This is a genomic window from Flavobacterium pisciphilum, assembly GCF_020905345.1.
In the GTDB taxonomy this organism is placed as follows: Bacteria; Bacteroidota; Bacteroidia; order Flavobacteriales; family Flavobacteriaceae; genus Flavobacterium; species Flavobacterium pisciphilum.
Genome location: NZ_JAJJMO010000001.1, coordinates 3,545,279 through 3,571,469, shown reverse-complemented (window position 1 = coordinate 3,571,469; position 26,191 = coordinate 3,545,279). Strand labels below are relative to the sequence as shown.

Annotated in this window: 29 protein-coding genes and 1 pseudogene; 17 read left to right on the top strand and 13 right to left on the bottom strand. The window is 32.1% G+C overall.

Going from position 1 to position 26,191, the window contains the following annotated elements:
- The first annotated feature begins 14 nt into the window (after nt 1–14).
- The 7 genes and pseudogenes from LNQ49_RS15215 to LNQ49_RS15185 all read left to right on the top strand — a co-directional run bounded on the left by LNQ49_RS15215 (nt 15) and on the right by LNQ49_RS15185 (nt 5,254).
- The gene (locus LNQ49_RS15215) at nt 15–665 is read left to right on the top strand and encodes a thiamine phosphate synthase (protein WP_229989888.1); all 651 of its coding nucleotides are present in this window, start codon (nt 15–17) and stop codon (nt 663–665) included.
- On the top strand, nt 632–1,384 hold the full coding sequence (locus tag LNQ49_RS15210; RefSeq protein ID WP_229989887.1) for a hydroxymethylpyrimidine/phosphomethylpyrimidine kinase: 753 nt from the start codon (nt 632–634) through the stop codon (nt 1,382–1,384). Before LNQ49_RS15215 ends, LNQ49_RS15210 begins: the two co-directional genes overlap by 34 nt.
- Nucleotides 1,377–2,015 (top strand): thiamine phosphate synthase, encoded by a 639-nt coding sequence (locus LNQ49_RS15205; RefSeq protein ID WP_229989886.1) that lies wholly within the window; start codon nt 1,377–1,379, stop codon nt 2,013–2,015. The genes LNQ49_RS15210 and LNQ49_RS15205 overlap by 8 nt, the downstream gene beginning before the upstream one ends.
- Complete coding sequence (locus tag LNQ49_RS15200) at nt 1,996–2,772, top strand: thiazole synthase (RefSeq protein WP_229989885.1); 777 nt, start codon at nt 1,996–1,998, stop codon at nt 2,770–2,772. Before LNQ49_RS15205 ends, LNQ49_RS15200 begins: the two co-directional genes overlap by 20 nt.
- A 148-nt stretch (nt 2,773–2,920) precedes the next feature.
- Nucleotides 2,921–3,297 (top strand): annotated as a pseudogene (locus LNQ49_RS15195) (GxxExxY protein).
- A gap of 99 nt (nt 3,298–3,396) precedes the next feature.
- On the top strand, nt 3,397–4,518 hold the full coding sequence (gene thiH, locus LNQ49_RS15190) for a 2-iminoacetate synthase ThiH (protein ID WP_229989884.1): 1,122 nt from the start codon (nt 3,397–3,399) through the stop codon (nt 4,516–4,518).
- Between the two features lie 25 nt (nt 4,519–4,543).
- Nucleotides 4,544–5,254: a HesA/MoeB/ThiF family protein gene (locus LNQ49_RS15185; RefSeq protein WP_229989883.1), complete on the top strand. Its 711-nt coding sequence runs from the start codon at nt 4,544–4,546 to the stop codon at nt 5,252–5,254.
- Here LNQ49_RS15185 and LNQ49_RS15180 read toward each other — a convergent pair.
- The 4 genes from LNQ49_RS15180 to LNQ49_RS15165 form a co-directional block, all read right to left on the bottom strand.
- Nucleotides 5,251–6,039, bottom strand: coding sequence for an MOSC domain-containing protein (locus LNQ49_RS15180; RefSeq protein WP_229989882.1), 789 nt, complete (start codon nt 6,037–6,039; stop codon nt 5,251–5,253). The genes LNQ49_RS15185 and LNQ49_RS15180 overlap by 4 nt on opposite strands.
- A 1-nt stretch (nt 6,040) precedes the next feature.
- Nucleotides 6,041–6,679 (bottom strand): leucyl/phenylalanyl-tRNA--protein transferase, encoded by a 639-nt coding sequence (gene aat / locus LNQ49_RS15175; RefSeq protein WP_229989881.1) that lies wholly within the window; start codon nt 6,677–6,679, stop codon nt 6,041–6,043.
- 74 nt (nt 6,680–6,753) lie between these two features.
- Nucleotides 6,754–7,125, bottom strand: a complete 372-nt coding sequence (locus LNQ49_RS15170; protein WP_229989880.1) for a DUF3127 domain-containing protein — start codon at nt 7,123–7,125, stop codon at nt 6,754–6,756.
- Between the two features lie 23 nt (nt 7,126–7,148).
- Nucleotides 7,149–8,033, bottom strand: coding sequence for a flavin reductase family protein (locus tag LNQ49_RS15165; protein WP_229989879.1), 885 nt, complete (start codon nt 8,031–8,033; stop codon nt 7,149–7,151).
- A 157-nt stretch (nt 8,034–8,190) separates the two neighbouring features.
- On the opposite strand from LNQ49_RS15165, the gene LNQ49_RS15160 reads away from it, so the two are divergent.
- Entirely contained in the window at nt 8,191–9,345 is a 1,155-nt protein-coding gene (locus tag LNQ49_RS15160) for a sensor histidine kinase (protein ID WP_229989878.1), read from the top strand.
- A gap of 68 nt (nt 9,346–9,413) precedes the next feature.
- Here the strand turns inward: LNQ49_RS15160 and LNQ49_RS15155 are convergent, their stop codons facing one another.
- Entirely contained in the window at nt 9,414–9,800 is a 387-nt protein-coding gene (locus LNQ49_RS15155) for an HIT family protein (protein WP_229989877.1), read from the bottom strand.
- A 67-nt stretch (nt 9,801–9,867) separates the two neighbouring features.
- A complete protein-coding gene (gene greA, locus LNQ49_RS15150) occupies nt 9,868–10,344 on the bottom strand; it encodes a transcription elongation factor GreA (protein ID WP_129540774.1) in 477 nt (158 codons plus the stop codon).
- A 155-nt stretch (nt 10,345–10,499) separates the two neighbouring features.
- Here greA and LNQ49_RS15145 point away from each other — a divergent pair, with 155 nt between their 5' ends.
- Nucleotides 10,500–10,916, top strand: a complete 417-nt coding sequence (locus tag LNQ49_RS15145; RefSeq protein ID WP_229989876.1) for a Rieske (2Fe-2S) protein — start codon at nt 10,500–10,502, stop codon at nt 10,914–10,916.
- Nucleotides 10,917–10,978: 62 nt separating this feature from the next.
- Here LNQ49_RS15145 and LNQ49_RS15140 read toward each other — a convergent pair whose 3' ends face one another.
- The 5 genes from LNQ49_RS15140 to LNQ49_RS15120 all read right to left on the bottom strand — a co-directional run bounded on the left by LNQ49_RS15140 (nt 10,979) and on the right by LNQ49_RS15120 (nt 17,297).
- Entirely contained in the window at nt 10,979–13,177 is a 2,199-nt protein-coding gene (locus LNQ49_RS15140) for a TonB-dependent receptor (protein ID WP_229989875.1), read from the bottom strand.
- Between the two features lie 260 nt (nt 13,178–13,437).
- Nucleotides 13,438–13,842 carry an alternative ribosome rescue aminoacyl-tRNA hydrolase ArfB gene (gene arfB, locus LNQ49_RS15135; RefSeq protein ID WP_229989874.1) on the bottom strand — a complete coding sequence of 135 codons (405 nt, stop codon included), beginning with the start codon at nt 13,840–13,842 and terminating at the stop codon, nt 13,438–13,440.
- On the bottom strand, nt 13,842–15,950 hold the full coding sequence (locus LNQ49_RS15130; protein ID WP_229989873.1) for a DUF4301 family protein: 2,109 nt from the start codon (nt 15,948–15,950) through the stop codon (nt 13,842–13,844). The genes arfB and LNQ49_RS15130 overlap by 1 nt, the downstream gene beginning before the upstream one ends.
- A complete protein-coding gene (gene pnuC / locus LNQ49_RS15125) occupies nt 15,911–16,534 on the bottom strand; it encodes a nicotinamide riboside transporter PnuC (protein WP_229989872.1) in 624 nt (207 codons plus the stop codon). The genes LNQ49_RS15130 and pnuC overlap by 40 nt, the downstream gene beginning before the upstream one ends.
- A gap of 34 nt (nt 16,535–16,568) precedes the next feature.
- Nucleotides 16,569–17,297: a phosphoglycerol geranylgeranyltransferase gene (locus tag LNQ49_RS15120; RefSeq protein WP_229989870.1), complete on the bottom strand. Its 729-nt coding sequence runs from the start codon at nt 17,295–17,297 to the stop codon at nt 16,569–16,571.
- 95 nt (nt 17,298–17,392) lie between these two features.
- Here LNQ49_RS15120 and LNQ49_RS15115 point away from each other — a divergent pair, with 95 nt between their 5' ends.
- The 3 genes from LNQ49_RS15115 to LNQ49_RS15105 all read left to right on the top strand — a co-directional run bounded on the left by LNQ49_RS15115 (nt 17,393) and on the right by LNQ49_RS15105 (nt 18,738).
- Nucleotides 17,393–17,989: a Crp/Fnr family transcriptional regulator gene (locus LNQ49_RS15115; RefSeq protein WP_229989868.1), complete on the top strand. Its 597-nt coding sequence runs from the start codon at nt 17,393–17,395 to the stop codon at nt 17,987–17,989.
- 75 nt (nt 17,990–18,064) lie between these two features.
- The gene (locus LNQ49_RS15110; protein ID WP_229989866.1) at nt 18,065–18,346 is read left to right on the top strand and encodes a hypothetical protein; all 282 of its coding nucleotides are present in this window, start codon (nt 18,065–18,067) and stop codon (nt 18,344–18,346) included.
- 2 nt (nt 18,347–18,348) lie between these two features.
- Nucleotides 18,349–18,738: a group III truncated hemoglobin gene (locus LNQ49_RS15105; RefSeq protein WP_229989864.1), complete on the top strand. Its 390-nt coding sequence runs from the start codon at nt 18,349–18,351 to the stop codon at nt 18,736–18,738.
- A 184-nt stretch (nt 18,739–18,922) separates the two neighbouring features.
- Here LNQ49_RS15105 and LNQ49_RS15100 read toward each other — a convergent pair whose 3' ends face one another.
- Both LNQ49_RS15100 and LNQ49_RS15095 read right to left on the bottom strand, forming a co-directional pair.
- On the bottom strand, nt 18,923–19,423 hold the full coding sequence (locus tag LNQ49_RS15100) for a hypothetical protein (protein WP_229989862.1): 501 nt from the start codon (nt 19,421–19,423) through the stop codon (nt 18,923–18,925).
- Between the two features lie 44 nt (nt 19,424–19,467).
- Nucleotides 19,468–20,100 carry a 4'-phosphopantetheinyl transferase family protein gene (locus tag LNQ49_RS15095; protein ID WP_229989861.1) on the bottom strand — a complete coding sequence of 211 codons (633 nt, stop codon included), beginning with the start codon at nt 20,098–20,100 and terminating at the stop codon, nt 19,468–19,470.
- A gap of 384 nt (nt 20,101–20,484) precedes the next feature.
- Here LNQ49_RS15095 and ahcY point away from each other — a divergent pair, with 384 nt between their 5' ends.
- The 5 genes from ahcY (at nt 20,485) to LNQ49_RS15070 (ending at nt 26,184) form a co-directional block, all read left to right on the top strand.
- Complete coding sequence (ahcY, locus tag LNQ49_RS15090; RefSeq protein ID WP_229989859.1) at nt 20,485–21,801, top strand: adenosylhomocysteinase; 1,317 nt, start codon at nt 20,485–20,487, stop codon at nt 21,799–21,801.
- Nucleotides 21,802–21,984: 183 nt separating this feature from the next.
- On the top strand, nt 21,985–24,303 hold the full coding sequence (locus LNQ49_RS15085) for a patatin-like phospholipase family protein (protein ID WP_229989858.1): 2,319 nt from the start codon (nt 21,985–21,987) through the stop codon (nt 24,301–24,303).
- A gap of 235 nt (nt 24,304–24,538) precedes the next feature.
- On the top strand, nt 24,539–25,126 hold the full coding sequence (locus LNQ49_RS15080) for a hypothetical protein (protein ID WP_229989857.1): 588 nt from the start codon (nt 24,539–24,541) through the stop codon (nt 25,124–25,126).
- Nucleotides 25,127–25,270: 144 nt separating this feature from the next.
- Nucleotides 25,271–25,555 carry a hypothetical protein gene (locus LNQ49_RS15075; protein ID WP_229989856.1) on the top strand — a complete coding sequence of 95 codons (285 nt, stop codon included), beginning with the start codon at nt 25,271–25,273 and terminating at the stop codon, nt 25,553–25,555.
- 8 nt (nt 25,556–25,563) lie between these two features.
- Nucleotides 25,564–26,184 (top strand): hypothetical protein, encoded by a 621-nt coding sequence (locus tag LNQ49_RS15070; RefSeq protein WP_229989855.1) that lies wholly within the window; start codon nt 25,564–25,566, stop codon nt 26,182–26,184.
- Nucleotides 26,185–26,191 lie beyond the last annotated feature (7 nt).

Below are 26,191 nucleotides of genomic sequence, written 5' to 3'. Positions count from 1 at the left end.
TTGTGGGATATAAAATGATTAAAAAGTTCTTCTTCATTTTAGATTTTACAAAAAATATTTCACCTCAAATGATCGTAATTTCAAATCCAACTGCTATAGCAAATGAAATCAATGTAATCCATTCTCTTTTTGAGGAAGGATTACAATTGTTTCATATACGAAAACCAGAATACTCACTTAAGGAAATGATTTCGTTTGTAGCTCAGGTAAATCCTGAATTCCGACCACAATTGGTATTGCACAGTCATCATGAATTAATAGAAAAATTTAAAATTAATAGAATTCATTTCACCGAAGAGAAAAGGAAAACAATCGATTTAAAAGAATACAGAAACAGAAATATTCAATTGTCTACAGCTACACATTCAATTGCAGATTTTAACGCATTAGCTCCCGATTTTGAATATGCTTTTTTGAGTCCTGTTTATCCAAGTATCTCTAAAGAAGGTTATTTCCCTAAAGAAAATTTATTTGAAGCTATAAAAACCAGAACGAATACCAAAACAAAACTAGTTGCTTTGGGAGGAATAAGCTCTGAAAATACAGCAAGAACACTTACAAATGGTTTTGATAATATAGCACTATTAGGAGCCATCTGGAATGTTGAAAACCCAATTAAAAATTTTAAGTCATGTCAGAGAATCGCCCTTTCGTCCTTACAATAGCTGGTTTAGATCCTTCGGGTTCTGCTGGGATTTTAGCAGATTGTAAAACTTTCGAACAACATCGAGTTTATGGACTTGCTATCAATACTGGAAACACTATTCAGACAGAAAAAGAATTCTTTAAAATAGAATGGACGGCTCTTGATTTTGTACTAGAATCTATAAAAACACTTTTTGAAAATTATAATATAAAGGCGGTAAAAATTGGAATTGTTCCTTCATTAAGTTATTTGAAAGAAATTATTATTAGCATAAAAAATCTTTCACCTTCAACTCTTATCGTTTGGGACACTGTTTTAAAATCTACCACTGAATTTAATTTTATAACAATCGAAAACAAATCAGATTTACAGGAAATACTATCCAAGATAGATTTGATTACACCAAATTATAATGAAATAACAAAACTATTTCCTGATTTCATTTTTGAAAAAGACAATCTAAATAAAGAAATTCCAACCGCAATTTTATTAAAAGGCGGCCACAATTCTCAAGCAATTGGAACCGATTATTTGTATACTCAGAATGAAGTCTTTATGCTTTCACCTAATAAAACAAACTGTCATGCAAAACATGGATCAGGTTGTGTACTATCATCTGCAATTGCAGCCAATTTAGCTTTGGGCCTAGAAATGAAGTCTGCTTGTAGTAATGCTAAAATTTATATCGAAAAATATTTGAATACAACGTCAACTTTAATCGGCTATCACTATGTATAACAAACTGCAATATATCTCACAAGGAAATACAATCAAAGAACAATTATACAACATCCATGAAGCGTTAGACAATGGTTGCGATTGGATACAAATGCGATTCAAGAACCAAAATGCTAAAAACTGTTTTGCTCTAGCCGAAGCTGTAAAATTTTTATGCGAAGAGTACCTAGCCAATTTCATTGTAAATGATAATGTTTACCTAGCGCAACAAATTGCTGCTGATGGAGTTCATCTAGGTCTTTTGGACACAAAAATTGAGGAAGCTCGAACTACTTTAGGAAATACCAAGATTATTGGAGGAACAGCCAACACATTTGAAGATATTGCAAATCATATAAAAAATGGCTGTGATTATGTAGGTCTTGGCCCTCTTCGATTCACCAAAACTAAAGAAAAACTAAGCCCAATTTTAGGTTTTGAAGGCTACCATGAGATTCTTCAAAAATTAAAAACTAACAATCTTGAGATTCCAATTTATGCCATTGGTGGAGTTATTATAGATGATATCGATAAATTAATGGAAATCGGGGTACATGGAATCGCCGTTTCTGGAATAATTACTGAAAGTTCCCAAAAAGGAAATCTTATTACACAACTTAACGAAAAATTATATGCAAACGTCATCATTTAAAATAGGCGATAAACTCCTAGAATCCCGTTTGTTTTTAGGAACAGGAAAATTTGGCTCTAATCTAGAAATGGAAAAAGCCATTTTAGCCTCAGGAAGTGAATTGGTTACTGTAGCTTTAAAACGTATTGATTTAGAGACTGAAACTGATGCTATTTTATCACATTTGAAACATCCGAGAATTAATTTATTACCGAATACTTCAGGAGCAAGAAATGCAAAAGAAGCAATATTTGCAGCACAATTGGCTCGGGAAGCACTTGAAACAAATTGGTTAAAACTCGAAATCCACCCTGACCCAAAATATTTAATGCCAGATGCTATCGAAACCCTAAAAGCTACCGAAGAATTAGCAAAACTAGGTTTTATTATTCTGCCTTATATTCATGCCGATCCTGTTTTATGCAAACGATTAGAAGATGCAGGAACAGCAGCTGTAATGCCCTTAGGCTCTCCTATAGGTACCAATAAAGGATTAAAAACTATCGATTTTTTAGAGATTATTATTGAACAAAGTAATGTTCCCGTAATTATTGATGCTGGAATTGGAGCTCCATCCGATGCTGCAAAAGCAATGGAACTGGGTGCCGATGCTGTTCTGGTTAATACTGCAATTGCTGTAGCTGGAAATCCAGAATTAATGGCAGAAGCTTTTAAAGAAGCTGTAATCGCTGGTAGAAAGGCGTATGAAGCCAAACTAGGAAAGCAATACAATCATGCCGTTGCTTCGAGTCCTTTGACTTCTTTTTTATATGAATAGTTTTAGTTTATCACGCAGATTTTGGAGATTAGGCTGATTTTTTTAAGCTTTATTTCAGATATCTGCTTAATCTCCAAAATCTGCGTGAGTTATTCTAAATGAAAGAAAATTCTTTAATTTTATGTTTTGGTAATCAAAATTTAAAATTATGACAGAAAACGAGATTTCATATAAAATAAGAGGTGCTATTTTTAAAGTATACAACACATTAGGTCCTGGATTATTAGAATCCATTTACGAAAACGCTTTACATTATCAATTAAAAAAGATGGTTTAAAAGTTATTAAACAAATTGATTTACCTGTTAAATATGATAATATTGTTTTAGACATTTCATTTCGGCTTGATCTATTAGTTGAAGACAAAGTAATAGTTGAATTAAAATCTGTTGAAGAATTAAAATCTATTCATTACAAACAATTAACAACATATTTAAAATTAGCAGATAAAAAACTTGGATTACTAGTCAACTTTAATTGCGTAAATATTCTAGATAATATTAACCGAATAGTAAACAAAATCTAATCCACGTTGTCTATAAATATTTTTACATGGTTTACTAAACCTTGCGAACCTTACAAGTAAACAAAACCTTTGCGCACTTTGCGGTTAAACACAAACAACATGAAAACTTTCAAAGACATATTTGCTAATTACGATTGGAATACTATTCAATCTAAAATATACCAAACCTCGGCTAAGGAGGTCGAACGTGCGTTGTCTAAGAACAAACGAAATCTGGATGATTTTCTGGCTTTAATTTCTCCAGCAGCATTACCTTATTTAGAGCAAATGGCACAAGAATGTCATGAATTAACCAAGAAACGTTTTGGGAAAACAATTCAAATGTATGCCCCCTTATACTTAAGTAATGAATGTCAAAATATATGCACGTATTGTGGCTTTAGTTTAGACAATAAACTAAAACGAAAAACACTTACTGATACTGAGATTAAACTAGAAGTTGAAGCTTTAAAGGACGTTGGCTTCGACCATGTTTTATTAGTTACAGGTGAAGCAAATTATACTGTAAACATTAATTATTTTCTAAATGCAATTACTCAAATAAAAGAGCATTTTTCTATTATTTCTGTTGAAGTTCAACCTCTGTCTTCCGAAGAATACGAACGTTTACATCAAGCTGGTGTATATTCTGTTTTAGTGTATCAAGAAACGTATCATCAGGAAGTATATAAAAAATACCATACGAAAGGCAAAAAATCAAATTTTGATTTTAGACTAGAAACTCCTGATAGAATTGGAACTGCTGGCATTCATAAAATTGGATTAGGTGTTCTTTTAGGTTTAGAAGATTGGCGCACAGATAGCTTTTTTAATGCGTTGCATATCGATTACCTTCAAAAAAAATATTGGCAAACAAAGTATTCTGTTTCTTTTCCTCGATTGCGTCCTGCAGAAGGAATTATCGAACCTAATTTTATTATGGATGATAAGGATTTAACGCAACTTATCTGTGCATACCGCTTGTGGAATGAAGATTTAGAAATTTCGATATCAACACGTGAGAATGAAAAATTCAGAAACAATATCATCCCAATTGGAACTACAAGCATGAGTGCAGGCTCTAAAACAAATCCCGGTGGTTATGTTGTTGATCCGCAATCTTTAGAGCAATTTGAAATTAGCGACGAGCGTTCTGCTAAAGAAATATCTCAAATTATAAGAAAATCTGGCTACGAACCTGTTTGGAAAGATTGGGATCGAACTTTCAGTCAAACTATCTAAATACATTTTACCACACACATAACCAATGAGTATTATACAAGATTTTTTACGTTACAACCGCCAAATGATGTTACCTGAAATTGGGGACGATGGCCAAGAAAAAATAAAAAAGGCAAAAGTCCTAGTTATTGGTGCTGGAGGTCTAGGCTGTCCTATTTTACAATATATAGCAACTGCAGGGGTCGGAACCGTTGGCATTGTAGATTTTGATATAATAGAAATTCATAATCTACACCGTCAGATTTTATATACCGAAAATACAGTTGGACAAACCAAAGCGTCGACCGCCAAAGTTATGGTCGAGAAGTTGAACCCTTTAATTACTGTTATCGCTTTTGAAGAAAAACTAACTCTTGAAAATGCATCTACTATTATTGAAGGTTTTGATATTGTAGTAGATGGTTCTGATAATTTTAAAACCCGTTATTTAGTTAATGATACTTGCGTGAGTTTAAACAAAACATTGGTTTACGGAAGCATTCTAAAATTTGAAGGACAAGTAGCCGTTTTTAATCATAATGGCAGTAAAAATTTACGTGATTTATTTCCTGAAATGCCCAATCCAAAAGACGTCCCTAATTGTAATTTAAATGGTGTTTTAGGAACTTTACCTGGAATTATCGGTACTATGATGGCGCATGAAACTTTAAAACTAATATTAGAATTGCCTACTTTAAGAAATGAATTGGTTCTTTTTAATACCTTAAATTGGAGTTTTAACAAATTGAATTTCTAGAAAACAATCTCATCACCTACGCATATAATTCCATTATTTAAAGCCACAATATTAGTTCCGAATAAAACTGAGTTATTGAAATTTCTGTATTTGCTTAATGTTTTCAGAGGTTCTTTTTTGATGATGCCTTTCTGCGGATCATTATTTACCATAATACATCTGCCACAAGGTTTTATATTTTTGAAGTTTACTTCGCCAATTGCAAAAGTATCAAAATCGTCTTCTTCGTGAGCATTTTGCGTACTTACTACAATATTAGGACGAAACCTTAAAATGGAAATTTTATCGTCTAGTTTTTCATTCAAAAAATCAAGACTTTCTGTACCTATCATCAAATAAGGATAACCATCAGCAAGGCTTACATTGAAAGTTTCATTTAGTCTTGAATTTTCATGTTTCCTGTCACCATTTTTCATGATTTTGACTAATTTACATTCAAAACCTAAATGTTTGCTGAACCATTCTGAAGTTGATTTATTTACCTCAACTACTTCACTTTTATCATCCCAAACTTTGGTTTCTATTGGAATATCTAATTGTTCGTTTATAAAAAATTCATGTTTATGATTTTGAAAAGTAATCTGAATTTTTCCATCCAAAATCTGTGGATAAAACTGGCTCATAATAGGATACTCACGCTGTGTTACATGAAGCTTTTTGGCATCAATTAACATCCAGCGGCGATCATTTTCAAATCCCATTTCTTCGGCTAAAACTTGTTTACAGTTTATTCCTGCTAAGCTTTTTATCGGATAGATATAAATTTCTTTTACAATATGATTCATTTTACTCCTTTTTTAAAATCGATATAAATTCTTTTCGATCAATTTCACGACAGCCTAAGCTTTCTAAATGTTCATTATAAACCTGACAATCCAAAAGTTTATAATTACCTCTTTTTAAATATTCAACCAAAGCTATAAAAGCAATTTTTGAAGCATTCGACACTTTAGAGAACATACTTTCTCCACAAAAAACATGTCCTAAATCTACTCCATATAAACCACCTACCAATTCATCATTTTGCCATACCTCAATTGATTTAGCAAAACCCATCTCATGAAGCTTACAATAGGCATCGATCATATTATTAGAAATCCATGTTCCGTTTTGACCATCCCGTTTTATCTTCTGGCAATTTGAAATTACATCTCTAAAACTCTGATTGAAAGTAACCTTAAAATTATTTCTATTAAGAATATTGCGCATGCTCTTGGACACAATTAATTCATCCAAAAACAAAACCATTCTAGGATCAGGTGACCACCATATTATGGGTTCACCTTCATTAAACCAAGGGAAAATTCCACTACGATAAGCCAATTGCAATCGCTTGGTAGATAAATCTCCTCCAATTGCCAAAACTCCTTCATAGTTAGCTTCTGAAACTGGCGGAAAAAATAAAACTTCAGATAAATGATACATTTAAAGTAAAATATAAAACCCGACAAATTTAAAAAATTGTCGGGTTTGTTTATTATAAAATCAAAACCTATTGATTAAAATGGTAAATCGTCTGGTTCGTCTTCATTTAAATTTGTTGCTGGTGCAAAAGCTTCTGCAGCAGGCATTGGAGGTGTTTGAGCTGGAGCAGCAGTATCTAATCTTTCAATTCTCCATCCTTGAATACTATTAAAGTATCTCGTTTCTCCTTGTGGATTAACCCACTCTCTTCCTCTTAAGTTAATTGAAACTTTTACTGGATCTCCTGTCTTATAATTACTCAACAAATCGCATTTATCTTGAGTAAATTCGATCATGATATGTTGAGGATATTGCTCTTCTGTAGTAACTACAAGTTCTCTTTTCTTAAATGATGCACTAACTTGTTGTTCTGGATTAACAACTTTTACTTTTCCTGTAACTTCCATCTCCGTTTTTATTTAATTGTTATTTATTTTTTTATTTTTTTAGCCAAAAGCACTTTCCAAGCTGATATTACATCATTTTCATCAAGGTACTTTTTGGCCTCCTGATGCACTTTTACCTCATCATCTGAGCTCAATACTCCCTTCACAGAAAAGTTTTCTTTCACAAATATACTAACTTCTTCTGTTGTAGGCAAGGATTCAATATTGCCCAATTTACCTAAATCGTTCCCATCAAAGACAGGACTTACCTTTACAAAATCTGGCACTGCATCCACTCCTACTCCTAGTGTTGTAAGCGGTTTTTCGACTTCAAAAAGCCCTTGATTCGATCTTGAATACCAGTTACTTCCTAAGCGAGAAACCAAGTCAATTTTATATTGATCTATTGCTCCATTTTCATCTAATATCTCCTCGTGAATATGAATTTTTACTACTTCACAAAGAATAAGATTTCCAGCTCCCCCTTCTGTTCCTAATGGAATAATCTGAGTTACTTTGCATTCAAACTGTACAGGTGATTCTTTTACTCTATACGGTTTTACAATATCCGATGGGATCTGTGTTAATCCCGATTTTATAAATTCATTTACTCCATCGCCATATTCTGTACTTGCCAACGATGTTTGCTGTACAATATCATAATTAACAACATTAATAACTACTTCGCGTGTCGCTTCAGCATTTATTAAAGTATGTTTAATAGAATTATCACGTACTCTTCGAGATGGTGAAAAAACCAAAATGGGCGGATTGGCACTAAAAACATTAAAGAAACTAAATGGTGATAAATTCGGATTTCCGTCTTTATCTATAGTACTTGCAAAAGCAATCGGTCTCGGTCCAACCGCACTTTGTAAATAGCCTTGCAATTTTGCAGTCGGAATTTCCTTTGGATCAATACTAATCATAGTTTTATTTTTCTAATCGTTTTTAGAAGACAACAAAAGTACATAAATCGTTTAAGTTTCAAAAGAAGTCTATCCATTTTAAAAATAAAAATCTTTGTTTGCATACAAAATATATACTGTGTTTATTTCGTTATATTTATACCTCAAAATTTAATTTATGTTTTTTTCAGAAAGAAGAAATACAACCCGCTGGATCATTATTTGCGCTTCCTTTTTGATTATTTCCTTAATCCTTTGGAACACTTATACCTTTTTTCAGATTTTCAAAAACGAAGAACGACTAAAAATGAATCTTTGGGCAAATGCTCAAAAAACATTGATTAATGCTGATGAAAATAGTGATGTCGAATTACCTCTTCAGATCTTTAGCAACAACACTTCAATTCCTATTATTTTAACTGAGAAAGACAGTATTATAAGTGCTATAAATATTGATGAAACGATTATAAAGGACCACTATAAAGCCTCTTCCTTTTTAAAGAAATTAAAACGTGAAAACGAAGCGATAGTAATTGAATATGCACCAGGAAAACATCAGGAACTTTATTATGGTAATTCTGAACTATTAAACAAACTCAAATATTATCCAGTTGCTTTATTATTGATAATTTTCTTGTTTGCAGGTTTAGTGTACAATTTTTACAGAAGCACAAAAATGGCTACCCAAAATAAACTTTGGGCGGGGATGGCAAAAGAAACAGCTCATCAAATAGGAACCCCACTATCCTCATTAATTGGTTGGGTCGAATTATTAAAAACTGAAAATATTGATGAATCGATTACTTCTGAGATTGAGAAAGACATCGAACGCTTACAAACTATTACAGATCGTTTCTCGAAGATAGGATCTACTCCTGTTCTTGAAAATAAAGATATTGTTCAGGAAACATTAAATACATATGATTATTTACAATCTCGTTTTTCTAAACAGGTTAATTTCTCTTGTCTGATGCCCAAAACTCCAATTATGGTTATGATTAACCCAATTCTTCATAGCTGGACCATAGAAAATTTGGTAAAAAATGCCATTGATGCTATGAAAGGAAAAGGCAATCTGACATTAAAAATTGAACAAGACGGAAATCTAGTGAAGATAAATGTTTCTGACACTGGAATCGGAATTCCTAAAAACCAATTCAAAACCATATTTGAACCTGGGTTTACGACCAAGAAAAGAGGTTGGGGTTTGGGTCTTTCACTAACAAAAAGAATTGTCGAGGAATACCATGGTGGAAAAATAAAAGTCTTGCAATCTGAAATAGGGAAAGGAACAATCATTCAATTGAATTATAAAATAAATTCTCTTTCATAAAAAATAAAAAACCACAAACTCATTATTGAATTTGTGGTTTTATTTTATTTAAAACTTGCTAATTAAGACTATAAATTTGCCTGAATACTTTTGGCTAAATCTTCAAATTCTTCTTTAGTAAGTGATACTTTATTATGAAAGCGCATTTCATCCATTTCGTTAAGCGGAATTAAATGCACATGTGCATGAGGAACTTCAAGTCCTACTACTGCCATTCCTACTCTTTTACATGGAACCGTTTTTTCTAAAGCAATTGCAACTTTTTTAGAAAACTGCATTAGCCCAAGATATAGTTCATCGTCCATGTCAAAAATCTTATTGATTTCTTGCTTCGGAATACAAAGTGTATGTCCTTTAGCATTTGGATTTACATCTAAAAACGCTAAGAAATTAGCATCCTCAGTAATTTTATAACTTGGAATTTCTCCGTTAACTATTTTGGTAAATATGCTCATTGTTTATTTTGTTATTTGTTTAATCAAATAATTGGTTGCCCCAATAAATGATTAGACAGTTAAAAAATTAGTCTCTTGTGATTTCAAGGATTTCAAATTTCAAAACTCCATTAGGAACTGTGATTTCGGCTACCTCACCAACAGACTTACCTAGCAATCCTTTTCCTATTGGAGAAGTAACTGATATTTTTCCTGTTTTTAAATCTGCTTCACTTTCAGCAACAAGGGTATAAGTCATTTCCATACCGTTACTTTGGTTTTTAATTTTTACATTAGAAAGCACCAATGCTTTAGAAACATCTAATTGCGACTCATCAATTAATCTAGCGTTCGAATACACTTCTTCTAACTTAGAAATTCGCATTTCAAGCAACCCTTGGGCTTCTTTTGCTGCATCATATTCTGCGTTTTCAGATAAATCACCTTTATCTCTTGCTTCGGCTATATCTTGAGATGCCTTTGGACGCATTACACTTTTTAAGTGCTCCAATTCATCTTTTAACTTTTTTAATCCTTCTGCTGTATAATAAGATACTTTACTCATAACTTCATCGTTTATATAAATAGAAAAAATCCCATCGGGACGGGATTTCTTATTACAAAGATACTATTATTTTTAATAGTACATAATTATATGTTAATCATATAGATTTCAAATCTAATTAAATTATTTTTGTTTCACTAATTCTTTTTACAATAATGAAAAAAATCTGGCTTTTATCCCTGTTTATTGTCTTACTCATATCCTGTAGTGATAGTCGTGAAAGAAGTAAGAACCCTAATATTCCAAATTACTCCGTTAATCTTACTGTAGATACTAATTTACCTTTGTACAACAATCTAAAATTTATTAGCAATCCAGTTTACATTCCTAACTATGGAGCAAAAGGCTTAATTGTGATGAAAACAGGAGAAGGAACTTATAATGTTTTTGATGCTGCTTGTCCTAATCAGGCTATCTCAACATGTAAAGCCATGACTATTGATGGTATAATGGCTGTTTGCTCTTGTGATAAAAGCACTTATAATCTATATACAGGATTAGGTGATCTAGAGTATCCTATGAAACAATATCGCATCGATGCAGCTGGAAATATATTACGCATTTACAATTAAAAAACAAAAAAGCCTGAAAGTACAATCTCTCAGGCTTTTTTGTTGCTATTAACTAAATGGCTCTAAAACTTTAACGTAGCTCCAGCTAAGAAGTTAATTCCAGCTTGTGGGTAATAGGACGGATAAATATCCCACATTGCCCCATTTGAAACATATTTTTTGTCCAGAATATTATTTACTAACCCTGTAATCAAAATTGATTTGAAAATAGATTTTGGTTTTATCTCATAAGAAACATTAAAATCGTTTACAAAATAATCTGCTAGTTTAGCTTCTGGTAATTCTATATTGTTCATGTATTGTTCTCCAACAAATTTCTGCAATAATGAAAGATGTAAATTCTTAATCGGACTGTAAACAATAATATTCCCTGCAATTACAGACGGAGAATAGGCAATATCTGTTGTTCCGTAATTTTGCCCCTCAACAGCTAAATCAACATTTTTATTACTACTTAATGTAAAGTTTGGTCGAAATAATAATTTTTCAGACAATTTAATCGTCGCATCAACTTCCAACCCTAAACGGTAACTTTTATCAGTATTAGCGCGTATTGGCGCACCAACATCATCTAATCTTCCTGTTAGAATCAATTGGTCTTTGTATCCCATATAATAAACATTCGAACTCAATTGGAATTTCTCTGAATTGAATCTCCAGCCTAATTCAAAATCATTTAATTTCTCTGGCTTGACATTCCCTCCTTCGTAATCGGTTCTGTTTGGCTCTCGATTAGCTCTTGCATACGAAAAATACAAAGTGCTGTTTTGATTAAGCTCATAATTCAAACCCACTTTTGGATTAAAGAAATTAAAAGTATCATCTACTACACCCGTTTCATGACTGTTGGCTTTATAAGTAACTCGCCTGTATTGTAAATCTCCGTAAAAACTCAATTTTTCTGTAAATTGATAATTGGCTTTCGCAAAAACATTTCCATCAGTCTTAGCGGAATAATCATCATAATAATGATCTCCTAACTCAACCTTCCCCATATTTCGTGCCCAGATTACTTTTCCGAAATGATCTCCTTCGTACTTATTCCAACCACCACCCAAAATAACATCTAACTTCTCCTCTTTATATTTTGCCGAAAAAGTGGTTCCGTAAAAATCATTATCTAACCATTTCTGACGAATTAAATCTGTTCCTGGAACTAATTCTCCCTTATCATTTTCAACCATTTTAGTAGGCTCGATTCCTCCATAACCTTCAACAGGCGTATCGTATTTATAATTCTCATAATAACCTAACCCTTTTGTATAATGAAATGCTAAATTAGTACTCCATTTATCAGAAACAGATTCATTCCAATGCAACTGGTAATGGTCTTGTTTATAATTATCTGTTTCATTATTATAATAACGAATGTTTCCAGCTTCATCTTTGTACTTTCCAGCAGAATTGTAAGTCCGATCTGTATTTAGTTTTTCAGCATCAATTCCGTTCCAAGATTGATATGTTCTTTGATTCCCTCCAAATACCAATGCTTTAATTAAAGTCTTTTTACCTACATAAGTTCCTTGCAGAAAATAGGATTTTAGATCTGAACTTGCTCTATCCACATAACCATCCGATTTTATTACAGACAAACGTCCTGCGATTTCAAAATGATCATTTAATAGACCTGTACTAAACTTTACATTATGTTTATGAGAGTTGAAGCTCCCGAAAGAATTTGAGATTTCGCCATTGCCTTTTGAAGCATAATTGTCTGTAAGCATATTTAAGCTGGCTCCAAAAGCTCCTGAACCATTTGTAGAAGTCCCAACACCACGCTGTAATTGCAGACTCTCTACCGAAGAAGCAAAATCGGGCATATTAACCCAAAATGTACCTTGGCTTTCGGAATCATTATACGGAATCCCGTTGATTGTAACATTAACTCTCGTTGCATCGCTACCACGCACTCTAATTCCGGTATATCCCATACCATTTCCTGCATCAGAAGTAGTAACTACTGAGGGTAAGTAATTCATTAAAATTGGAATATCTTGACCTAGATTTCTAAATTTGATTTCCTTTTTATCCATATTACTAAAGGAAACTGGCGTTTTTGTAGTAACACGCACTGCAGAAACCAATACATTATCTAGCTGATTTACCTTGGTCGTATCTTGTACTTGAGAGAAAGAAATTAGTGAATAAAAAAAAGTGAATAAAAAAAAGCAAAACAACTTGTAGTCTAGCTTTTTAGAAAGCTTAGAAGCTTTGTAACTTAGTACCTCAGTACCTTTTTTAAAACTTAAAATAGTTTTCATCCGTAAAAAGATTACGAATAAAAGGGGGAATTATTCTTTTGTTAAATTAATAAATGATTGTTCCATGACAAAATATAGCATATACGCCAACAATTGTCATTTTTTTTCCCTTAGCAACATTACTCGCTCAGGTTCTTTGGGTATGATCTCAGCTCGTTATTTAGAGCACCCCTTTGAGACGTCGCAAAAGTAGAAAAGATTTTTAGATATTTGAACTCTTTACGCATTTGATTTTTTAAATTAATTAAAATCAAAAAGCACTAATCTAAATTTGGTTTTTTACGGGATTGTTTAATCTCTGAAACATTTTTTTTATCCTTAATTCGCTTACGAATTACTGATTTTGGAATCTTTGTCGCTTTTCGAGGTTTCTGAATTATTAAAGCATTTTTAATCAATTCTAAAAACCGTTTTGTCACAATACTTTTATTTTTTAATTGACTTCTATCTTCATCACAGGTCAGAATTAAAATAGCATCTGATGTTAATCTGGTTGCTAATTTTATTTCTAAAAGTATTTTTTCTTCATCTGATAAAGCTTGTGAATTTCGCAAATCAAAAGTCAAAACTACCTTTGAGGATACTTTGTTCACATTTTGTCCACCCGCACCACTACTACGAACAGCTTTGTAAGTTAGTTCTGTAACAATTTTTTCTATTTCCATTATTGCAATTGATGTGCTGGTTTTAATAAATCGTTTACTGTTTTTACAGGGTTAAAAGTAATTATTGGTACAGCGACAAAAACTGTTAACCAATTTGCCATTGCTCCATTCCACAATCCTGGCAATTCATAACTTTTGACACTCTTACCTAAATTACTCTTTTCTACAATAAAACCACTATTATGATCTACGAATTGTATTAAATCAAACTTTTCATTTTTATAGTTTTTGGTTCCACAAACCAAATCTACTGGATTAAAATGTGTTGCATTAGCTAGTATTGCCATTTGATTTTTATCTGTCAAATCTACCTGAGAAGTTTCGACGATTTGAAGTGATATAACTCCATTTTCATTCTGAACCCAAAATGGTCCTCCTCCTGGTTCTCCTTCATTTTTAACCATTCCACATACGCGAATTGGTCTATCCAATGCTTCTTTAATTTTATCTATTTTGCTTTCAAAGGTTAGCTTTTCAAAATCTATTTCGATATTTAGATTCTGTTTTAAAAATAAAGCTGCCTCTGTAATCTTATCTTCTGTAATCTTCTTATTTTCGATATCCTGCAAATAATCAAAAACCTTATCCTGCAATTCTATTAGAATACCAGCTAATGCTTTTTTATACAAAGAAATTTTCTCAATATGATTCTGAATTACATTATCTATATTCTTAATAAAAATGACATCTGCATTAAGGTTATTTAAATTTTCAATCAAAGCACCATGTCCTCCTGGCCTAAAAATCAATTTCCCTTCTTCTGTTCTAACTGGTTTGTTCTCTAAATCAACTGTAATTGAATCAGTGCTTTTATTTTGATATGAATAACTAATATCTATTTTTGTTCCAGACTCTTTCTCGGATTTTGCTTTAACTGCCTTAACACATTCTTCAAATTGACTCTGATGTATTTCTGAAACTGTAAAATGTAAATTAGATACAGAATTTGAACTAGCATAATGAGCACATTCGTGCAAATGCTCCTCTATGGGATTTGCAGTATGTGTTTTGTATTTATGAAATGGTAAAACTGCTTTTGGCTTATTAGCAAAATCAAAATAATCCGAAGCCAGTAGCATCTTTATAAAATAATAATTTTTATAATCTACGTTTAGAGAATCAAAATCAGGATATACCTCTTTTAATTTCTTATCTACCATTTCAAAGAAAGGAAACTTATCCATCCCTATAATAAAAAGAGACAATTGGCTTTCTTGTTTTCTGTTGATATAGGCATTAATACTTTCTTTTTCAATATCAAAATCATTTAAGAAGGCACTCAAAAACTTAAACATTCTACTCGCAGCTCCCGATGCAGGAACGAATTTTTTTAATTTTAATTTTGATTTATTCGCATCAAACAAGGCTGCTTTTGTTTCAAAGTCTGCTTCTGACAAACTTAAAATTCCATTTGAAACTGTTGCTGGACTTATTAGATGACTTTTATTTATTCCGTTTTTAAAAATCTGTAATTGTTCCTTTATCTTTTCAAAGGATATACCATGCTCATAAATTTGAACAAAATCTGCTGAAGAAAAACCTAACTCTTTAGCAAGAACTAAGTTATCAATAATTCCTACTGCTTTTGCCAAGCGCGATTTTTTATTTCCCGAAAGGGTTATATAAGGCTTTTTAGCCTCTATTAATGCTCTTTTAAAAACAGAAAAAACAGATTCTCTTTCTTTTGGACTATCTCTTATGTCGTCTTTTTCCCAAGGAACATCTATATCAGTAAGAAAAAACAAATCGTATTCATGCTCTAATGCTGCTTCATTTAACAATGGATTACAATAGTTATAATACATCTCTGAGAACACCTTAGTCACCATGAGATTAGTATCACAAAATAAAAATTTATTTGCTGAAACTAATTTGTCATTTTCTAATTTGGTTTGTCCATAAGCAATTGGCATCATATCTGCCTCTACACAAATATGCTGGTTTTCTTCCCATTTCTGCTGAAGATAATCACGTGCAAATTCAGGCACCCACTCTGTTTCATAATACGAAGCAAGTTGCTGAGCTAAAGTTGTTTTACCGGTACTCTCTGGACCGAATAAAGCAAATTTTAATATTCCTGTATCTTGTTGTTTAAGATTTTCTTCCATTCTAAATAAGCTGAAATAGCCAAAATTGTAAAAATTAAATATTGGAACGATAACATTCCTAACCCACGGTATGCATATAAAGGCACTACAATAATGTCACCAATAATCCAAAGGGTCCAATTCTCTATTTTTTTCTTTGCCATATACCACATCCCAGTAAAAAATATACCTGAAGCAAGAATATCGACATAGTTATCTTTATGTAACTTGTAATCAAAAAATTTATAGATTCCGAAAACTACAAAAATTGTGATGCAGAACAAGGCGATACCTATTAATTTTTCTTTATTATTGGTACGAGTAATAGGCAAATTATCTTCCTGACTCGTTCCTTTTGACCAGTTGTACCAGCCATAAAGACTCATAATAGAGAAATATCCATTAATCATCATGTCGCCTAAATAACCCGCTATGTATAATAAATAAACAGAAATTACTGTAGCAATTAATCCTGTAGGATATACCAAAATATTCTCTTTTTTGGCAAACCAAACACTTAATATTCCGAAAACAAAAACAAGAAACTCTAAGCCAATATGCCAAAGTGGAACATTTTTATACGCATTAAGAAAAAAATCAATCATTGAGTTTGTTTGTTTTCATTATACAATACTTTGTTTATGATTCAAAAAAATGAATGTCATTTTCAAAAGCTGTTCCTATAACAACTACGTCAGCTCCCATTTCGTAAGCTTTTTGAATTTGTGACAAAGCTACAATTCCTCCACCAACAATTATAGGAATATGTACATTTTGAGAAATCAATCGAATCATTTCTAACGGAACAGATTGTTTCGCTCCACTCCCCGCTTCGAGATAAATTAATTTGTTGCCTAACATTTCCCCAGCCTGTGCTGTTGCTAACACCAAATCAAGATTTGCTCTATCCATTGGCTTTGTTTTACTCACTCTTGCAACTGCCGTTTCATTCCCACTTTCTATTAAAAGGTATCCTGTTGGAATAATTTCCAAATTCATTTTCTTTAAAATTGGCGCTGCCTGAACCTGATATTCTATTAAATAATCTGGGTTTCGACCTGACAATAACGACAAGAATAAAATAGCATCGGCTTGACTTGAAATTTGCGATGGATCTCCCGGAAAAATTATGATTGGTAAGTTCGTTTTTAACTTTAACTGAAAAACCAAATCTTCCAAAATGGTACTTTCAACTAAACTCCCGCCTACAAATATATGTGTAGCTGGAGATTGATTTATTTTTAACAACAAATCATCAAAATTTTCCCAATTTATTTTATCTGGATCCAAAAGAATCGCAAGTAATTTTCGATTCTCGACCTTCGCTAATCGTATTTGTTTGTATATGTCTTGTACTTTTTGTTCCATAACGAGTGTAAAAGTAAAAGTTTTTTAATGCAAGAGAACTATTTTGAATCAATTATATTTGTGTATTCGCTTTCACTAATGAAAGAAACAAATTTATGATTACTATTGAATTGCTTGAAAAATATGGTGCAACACAAAAATCTTATGCAAAAGCAACTTCTGTTTTTGGTGAAGGAAAATTGCCTACACATTATTATCAAATTCTTTCCGGCGAAGTAAAAATGAATAATTACAATGATGACGGACGAGAATTCATTCAAGGTATCTTCTATAAAAACCAATCTTTTGGTGAGCCTCCTTTGTTCTTAAATCAAAAATACCCTGCAAATGCTGTTGTTGTAGAAGATGCTGAAATACTTTGTGTCTCTAAGGAAAACTTCATGAAACTGCTAAATGAAAATCCTGCAATAAGTATCAAAATCATCGAAAATTTAGCACAGCGATTGTATTACAAATCTGTAATGGCTGCCGAAATATCTACTCATGAACCTGAACATCGTGTGTTGCGATTGATAGATTATGCTATTGCAAATTTTAACTTTAAAAAAGATGCTAACGGCTACCTCATCAATTTTACTAGACAACAAATTGGAGATTTATCTGGACTACGTGTTGAAACTGTTATACGTGCTATAAAATCACTTGAAAAAAAGGGGGAGCTAAAAATTATAAACAGAAAAGTATATCGATAATTATCCCTTTATGATTTGAGTCATAAATGTGAGGTATATGATGCATGTAACTTTGTTACTCTAAAATTATATATCATGACACTCTATAACTCAACATTCGAAAATTTTGATAAAAGCTACATCGGTTCTGCTACTATGGCAATAATTGGACAAAGCTGTCTTGGTGCAGCCGCTGCAATGTTTATCCTTGCTAATGGAACATCTTTAACACAAATGATTCAGCTTGCTATAATTGTATTTGCTAATATTATTGCTAATACTTCTATTTTGGCGCAAATGAGCCATAAAACGGTTTTTAACCTGATTATAACAAGTGTCTTTTTTAGTATCTTGTTCATTATTATAAATAACATTTAGTTATGAAAAAACAAATAGAAAACAGAGAAGACATTTCGCTTCTGGTAAACACTTTCTATACTAAAATAAGAGCCAATACTGAAATTGGCTTTTATTTTAATGATATGATTAAAGATTGGGACGAACACTTGGAGAAGCTAATTGATTTTTGGGAAACCAATTTATTTGCTGTCAAAAAATACAAAGGAAATCCCATTGAAGCACATAATAAAATCGACGATAATTTTAACCATCAGATTTCATCACATGAGTTTGGGATTTGGCTAAATATATGGTTTGAAACATTAGACGAGCTTTTTGAAGGTGAAAATGTAGATATACTTAAACGAAGAGCTCGAAAAATGAGTACGTTTTTGTATTTAAGTATGTTTGAAAACCGCTCAAAAAGCTAGATGAGTATTACGCAAAGTTTCACAAAGAAATCACTAAGGCTCGCTAAAAAATTTAAAGTGTAACTGTTAATTTTTGTTTTAAGTTTCACACGGAGACTGTTTTTTTGCACGCTGATTTGGCAGATTATTATCTCATTCTTTATTAAAAATCTTGCCTCTAATCACTAAATTATTTTAAGTAAAATTACTTGTAATATATTGATTTCAAAAGCTCTTTTTCTTTTTCAAGAATATAAAATAAATCTCGATCTAATAATGTATCATCAAAATTTAAAGGCTCTCCCTTTTCAAAAGATATTCTTTTAATTATCTCCCTTATTGGTTTTGACTTTTTATTTATTACAACTTCTATTAATTCTGAATATATCAACTCCCCTTCATGATAATATAAGCTCAAAGATTCAAGTCCAGTTGGCTTATTTTCATTGTATTTAATCCTTAAGGGGCGTTTTTCATTTTCATCATTCAAAAAATAAGCTTCCCAACCAAAATTCTTCTTTAATCCATGTGAATAAACAACAACTCCTTCAATTATACCTTCTCTTTTTTCTCTAGCTATACTATCTATTGATTTGACTAAATAATTAACTCTATCAATTTTGGCTTGTTTTTCTAAATCATTTTTCTGTCCATAAATTGATAGTGAGAAACAGAAAAGCCAAACTATAAAAAATTGTTTTCTCATCAATAATATTCTTTCTATTTTTCTTCAATGTTTTATGCAAAAAGTTATTTCTCAAATGCATAAACTAAAGTGAAATTTTCGATTTCTTCGTAATACACATTAAACTCTTTTATTAAATCTTCAAAATGAAGACTGGCTTGAGTTTTATTTTCTTTTAATGAAAAAGGGTTTACACGAATATGATCTTTAAAACTGATTCCCTTTTCGTTTCTGATTTTAAAGATTGCTTCTTTTGCTCCCCAAATCACTGTTAGTTTTTTTATGTATTCTTCTAGTACATCTGGGTTTAAATAATCGAATTCTCTATCTACGAATTTATCGGCAATTCTGAGGATTTTTTCACGCTGTAATTCCATGTCAATCCCTACAGTTTCTTCGCTGATAATAATTGCAGCAAAATTATGAGAATGCGTAATCGAAATATAATTATGACAACTTAAGTACGGTTTTCCAAATTCGTCATAATGCAAATCATGATCCGTAAAACCCATTTCCTGAATCAGCATACGTACACTTAGAAAAGCACGTTGGTGCATTTGAGATTTCATTCCGTTTAATCTCAGTTGCGTTTTTTCTTTTAAAACCACTTTATCAAACAACTCTTCGAAAGACTCAGTTATCTTCCAAACTAAAATTTGGGTTGTTGGGTTAAATTGTATTGTTTGATGTAAAGGCATTTTTTTTAAATTGTGAATTATAAATTACTCGTTATAAATTAAACACAGTACTAAAATATACATTCCGCTTTATTTTAAACCAATTAAGCGATATTTAATTTATCTACTAAATATTTTTATAAGTTGTTAGCATCGGTTCTTTTTTTCTAGCCCTGATGGTAACGGCATCCTATTGTGGCGGGGTTCGCCGCAATAGATATAGTGAACAGCAGGAAATAGCTTCGAATAAAAATAATTTAGCTAATGTTCAAAAGATTAAGCAATTAAACATTTCACAAATCTTTTAGAAATTAGTTAAATTATAAAGTTATTACGTAAATTTGCAAAAATTTTACGCCCGAGCCTAGAAGGCAAACGGACAAAGTAATTACAAATATACTATAAATGAGTACTACAACTACGCCTTTTGTGGCTTTCAAAGTAAAAGACATTTCTCTAGCGGCTTGGGGAAGAAAAGAAATTGAACTAGCTGAAGCTGAAATGCCAGGTTTAATGGCACTTCGTGCTGAATATAAAGATGAGCAACCTCTTAAAGGTGCTCGTATTGCAGGATGTTTGCACATGACTATCCAAACTGCAGTTTTAATCGAAACTTTAATTGCTCTTGGTGCTGAGGTTACTTGGTCTTCTTGTAACATTTTCTCTACTCAAGATCAAGCTGCTGCTGCTATTGCTGCTGCTGGAATTCAAGTTTATGCTTGGAAAGGTCTAGATGAGCAATCATTTGACTGGTGTATTGAGCAAACTTTATTCTTTGGTGAAGATAGAAAACCATTGAACATGATTCTTGATGATGGTGGAGATTTAACTAATATGGTTATTGACCGTTTCCCAGAATTGGTTCCTGGAATCAAAGGTTTATCTGAAGAAACTACAACTGGTGTTCACAGACTTTACGAAAGAGTAAAAGCTGGAACTTTACCAATGCCTGCAATTAACATTAATGACTCTGTTACTAAATCTAAATTTGATAACAAATACGGTTGTAAAGAATCTGCTGTTGATGCTGTTCGTCGTGCAACTGATTTAATGCTTGCTGGAAAAAGAGTTATCGTATGTGGATACGGTGATGTTGGAAAAGGAACTGCTGCTTCTTTTAGAGGTGCTGGATCTATTGTAACTGTTACTGAAATTGACCCAATTTGTGCTTTACAAGCTGCAATGGACGGTTATGAAGTTAAAAAATTAAATACTGTTATTGCTAATGCTGATATCATCATTACAACTACAGGAAATAAAGATATCGTTCTTGGTGAGCACTTCGAACAAATGAAAGATAAAACTGTTGTTTGTAACATCGGACACTTTGATAACGAAATTGATATGGCTTGGTTGAACAAAAACCACGGTGCATCTAAAATCGAAATCAAACCACAAGTTGACAAATATACTATCGCTGGAAAAGATATCATCATTCTTGCTGAAGGTCGTTTAGTTAACCTTGGTTGCGCTACAGGTCACCCAAGTTTTGTAATGAGTAACTCATTTACAAACCAAACTTTGGCTCAAATTGAATTATGGAAAAACAGTGCTGCTTACAACAATGACGTTTATATGTTACCTAAACATTTAGATGAAAAAGTTGCTGCTTTACACTTAGCTAAATTAGGAGTTGAATTGGAAACTTTACGTGACGATCAAGCTGCTTATATTGGTGTTCCTGTTGAAGGTCCTTTCAAACCAGAATATTACAGATACTAGTATTAAGTTTTTACTACTAAGTAATTAAGATACAACCCTTGCAGAAATGTGAGGGTTTTCTATTTTAGACCTCTTTTAAAAATAAGCAAATCGTTTATTTTTATGCACAAAAAAATTTCTTATAAAAAAATTATACCTTTATAAAATAAGTCTCAATTTCTCAAATACATAAACGTTGTACTCTTGAAAAAAACATCTTATCTACTCGTCTTTTTATTTTTACTTGTTCTCCCGCAAATTATTTTTTCTCAGGAAAAGAAACCTAAAGTGGTTTTAGTCTTAAGTGGTGGTGGTGCAAAAGGAATTGCGCATATTCCACTTTTACAAAAACTAGATTCTTTACACATCGTTCCTGATCTTATTGTTGGAAATAGTATGGGAAGCATTATAGGAGGTTTGTATTCGATGGGATATTCTGGTGATAGTATCGAAAAATTAACCAAAGACATTTATTGGGATAAATTACTTGGCGGAGGCCAGTCGTTAACATCCGCAAGCGTAGAGGAAAAAAGAGAATTCCAGAGATATTTAATAGGAATAGGGATTAAAGATAAAAAACTAAACAGCATTGGCTCACTTTTAAATGATCAAAACTTAAGAGAATATCTCTCAGAATTAACCTATCCGGTGTATAATATTAAAGATTTTGATAGCCTGCCAATACCGTTTAGAGCTATGGCTACCGATTTGTCTGAAGGAAAAGAGGTTATTCTAAGCAAAGGTAGTTTAGCTTATGCCATGAGAGCCAGTATGTCTTTACCAGCGATTTTTAAGCCTATGCCTTATGAAAAAACAGTATTGGTTGATGGAGGCGTGATGAATAATTTTCCAACTGACGTTGCTAAACAAATGGGTGCTGACATTATTATTGGTAGTGATGTAGGTGGTGGATTGCAACCAATAGACAAACTGAATAACCTTGTAACTATATTGACTCAAACCAGTATGTTTCCAAGTAACATAAAAAATCCTTCAAACCGAGCACTTTGTACAATATTAGTAGATCACCTGCCAAACTTACGCTTTTCTACTGCTGATTTTGCAGACAGTGATGAAATCTACAAAGATGGTAAAATTGCAACAGCAGAAAACCTTCCGGCTTTAATTGCATTATCTGAAAAATTAAAAGGATATACTCAACGAACTCACAAATTGCCAAACATGCCTGCAGAATTTATTTTTGACACTATTGTTTACAAAAAAATCAGTCCGGAAAATCTTGCTCTAGTATTAGGAAGAACAAATCTCAAAACCAATACAAAATATACTACCAAAGATTTAATAGCAGGTATTAATAGAGCAATGGGTACTAATCTTTTTGACGAGATTACATATAGCTATTTCATCAAAGATGGCAACAAACTAGGAATTACAATATTTGGACATGAACGTGCTAAAAACCAACTGAACACATCAGTACATTACGATACCTACCGAGGAGTTGGAATCATTTTTAACTACACTGCCAGAAATGTTCTTGCTAGAGCATCTCGCCTTCTTTTAACTGTCGATATTGCTGAGCAACCAAAAGCACGAATCAATTTTCAGAAAAATTTTGGAAAAAACCGAGATTGGTGGTGGGCATCTGAAATTTATGGAGCCTTTTTAAGACAAGAAATTTACATCAATGGTAGAGCATCAGATAATGTACTTTACAATTCTTTTGAATTTAATAATGAGATGAACAGAAATTTAAATTCGCTAAAAAGCTATTTTGGCTACGGTTTAAACTATCATTACACTAATTTAAAACCAAAATACGACAGAGAATACAACCCAAACTCAATCAATATCAACAATTATTCTCTAAACAGTATAGAAATAAACATGCATTATTCATACAATAATATGGATAAAGTTTTCTTTGCTGAAAATGGAACAATTATAAAAGCAAATGTATCCAGATCATTGTTATCGAATGTCTACACCTCTTTTAATGACCCTGAGCTAACAAGCATATCTGGTGGAACCAATGGTTATACAAAATTTGGTTTCAGCTTTGAAAAGAGAGCACTCTTAAAAAAGAAAATCACAGGAATCATTGGATTTGATTCTTATTTTATTTTTCAGGATAAACTTAAAGACAATCAAATCTCATTTTCAGATCTTAGTTATGCTTCAAAATATTTCTTAGGAGGGGTTATTCCAACTTCTGGCAGTAATCGTTTTTCATTTCCCGGCCTACATGAAGACGAGCTCAATGTTACGCAATATATGGGCCTAAAAATCGCTTCTCAAATAAATCTTATCGGAAAAATCTATCTAACTCCCCATTTTAATATCGCGACCGTTGGGTTTGAAAATTTTGACAAATACATTAACAAGGCATTTAGCCCAAAAGGAAATTGGGATGATAACTTTGACCCTAGCCTTGTAATATCTGGAGGAGCCGCTATTTGCTATCAGTCAATTTTGGGACCTATTCATTTTGATACTTCTTGGATAAATAATATCGACAAAGTACGATTGTTTTTTAGCGTCGGATTATCACTCAATCCTTAAAAAACTCATAAATATAAAATTTATAATTTGGGCGTGCCACCATTAAAAAAAGAGCCGATGAGCATTACGTTCATTGGCTCTTTCTTTAATACTGTCAGGCTATCCGGGCTACTTCGGTAGCTTCCTCCTATCCTTCACGCAAACGGCAAGGACACCTAAAAATTAATAAGATATTTTTGAATAATTTTAAAATATAAATCTACATTTGGATTCAAAACAAACTTAAACCCAAATTATGAGAACATGCTTTATTTTAATAGTATTAATAATGCTACCCTTTTTTGCTTCTGCACAATTCAACAACCAAGCAAGGGCCATGCATCAACAAATGAACAACCAAAATCAAAAATGGGCAAGTGAACGTTCAATGGCAAATCAGCAATGGCAAATGAGAACTATGATGTCTCAGACAAACAAGATTCAGACTGCTGAAAATAAATTAGCTAAAGAAGAAAAAAACAGAAAAAAACTTGAACAAAAAACGGAGAAATTAAACGCCGATTTAAATACAAAGCAAGAGAAATTAGCTAGTCTTAAAAATAATACAGAAGACAGCAATAATTCTGACTTTCAAAAAAATATCGAAAAATCTGAAAAGGAAATAACAAAGTCTGAAGAGAAACGAGACAAAAGCAGAACAAAACTAGAATCGAGTTCGAAAAAAGTAGAAGACCTAAAAGAACAAGTAGAAAAGTCTAAAAAAGAAAAAGAAGAACTCACCAAAAAACACGAGGAAGAAAAAAAGGCTAGAGAAGAAGAGAAAGAGAAAAAACAAAAAGAGAAGAACGAAAAAGAACAACAAAAGAAAGCACTAAAAAAGTAAGCAATTCATTTCAGCAACATAACTAACCCTTAGTATAATCAATTATAGTAAGGGTTTTTCTTTTATTCAAGAAGTAAATTGCAGATTATATTTATATATTAGCTAAGAAACTATCGGTAATTAAACTGATAACTATTAAAAAATATGATTGAAAAAGTTTTATGTGAACAACATGGTTCAAAAGACATGTCTTTTGCCTGTATTCATATCGCAATGGCAATAGACAAAAAAGAAAAGGTCGGATTCTTTTATTCTGAAGCCGAAGAAGACCTCCCTCAAATTGCATGGTGTGGATCATGCGAACAATGGCTGCTAGATAATGGTGAAGAATGGAATGAAGCATTTGAAACTCTAGCCGATTTTAAAATATTATGCTCCGATTGTTATGACGAAGCCAAAGAAATTCAATTTGGACCTGATAAAATTTAATTAAGAATATGATTTCTACTAAACACTTTGGATTATTACCCGATAAAAAATCATTACAGAATATCTGTAAAGCAATTTCTGTATTAGACGCTATTATTTGTCAAGAATGGGAATATCGTTATTATTTATACAACTCTAAATGGGCAGAGGATGAAGAATACTTTGGTATGAGAGATGGATCTGGCGATTTGATGGATATCCTTTTTCTTGAAAATCATTGTGTAATTAGTGGTTTTGCACACGAATTTCAGCATAACCAAAAAAGTGACCTGACTAAGAACCTACCTGAAATTTACAATCAGTTTATTTTTGATGAACCAGTTGCCACAAACGGCACAACATTTTGTTTATGGACAAATGAATCCGAAAACTGGGAAGTTGGAGAGATTAAAGATTTCAACGATAATTCTGAAGACTTACTCGCTATTTTTGACGGAAATCCTCAGACCTATATTGATTGGGCTAGTGAGTATTTTGAAGAAACTGGAATCCCTTTAAAAACTGTAACTGAAATTTATCAAGGTAAACCATTAACTAAAGAAATGGTTTTATCTATTGTTGAAGAAATTGAAGATTGGGAATTACTAGAAGAAGATTTAAAAGAAATAAACTACGAATACAACTTTTAATAGATAG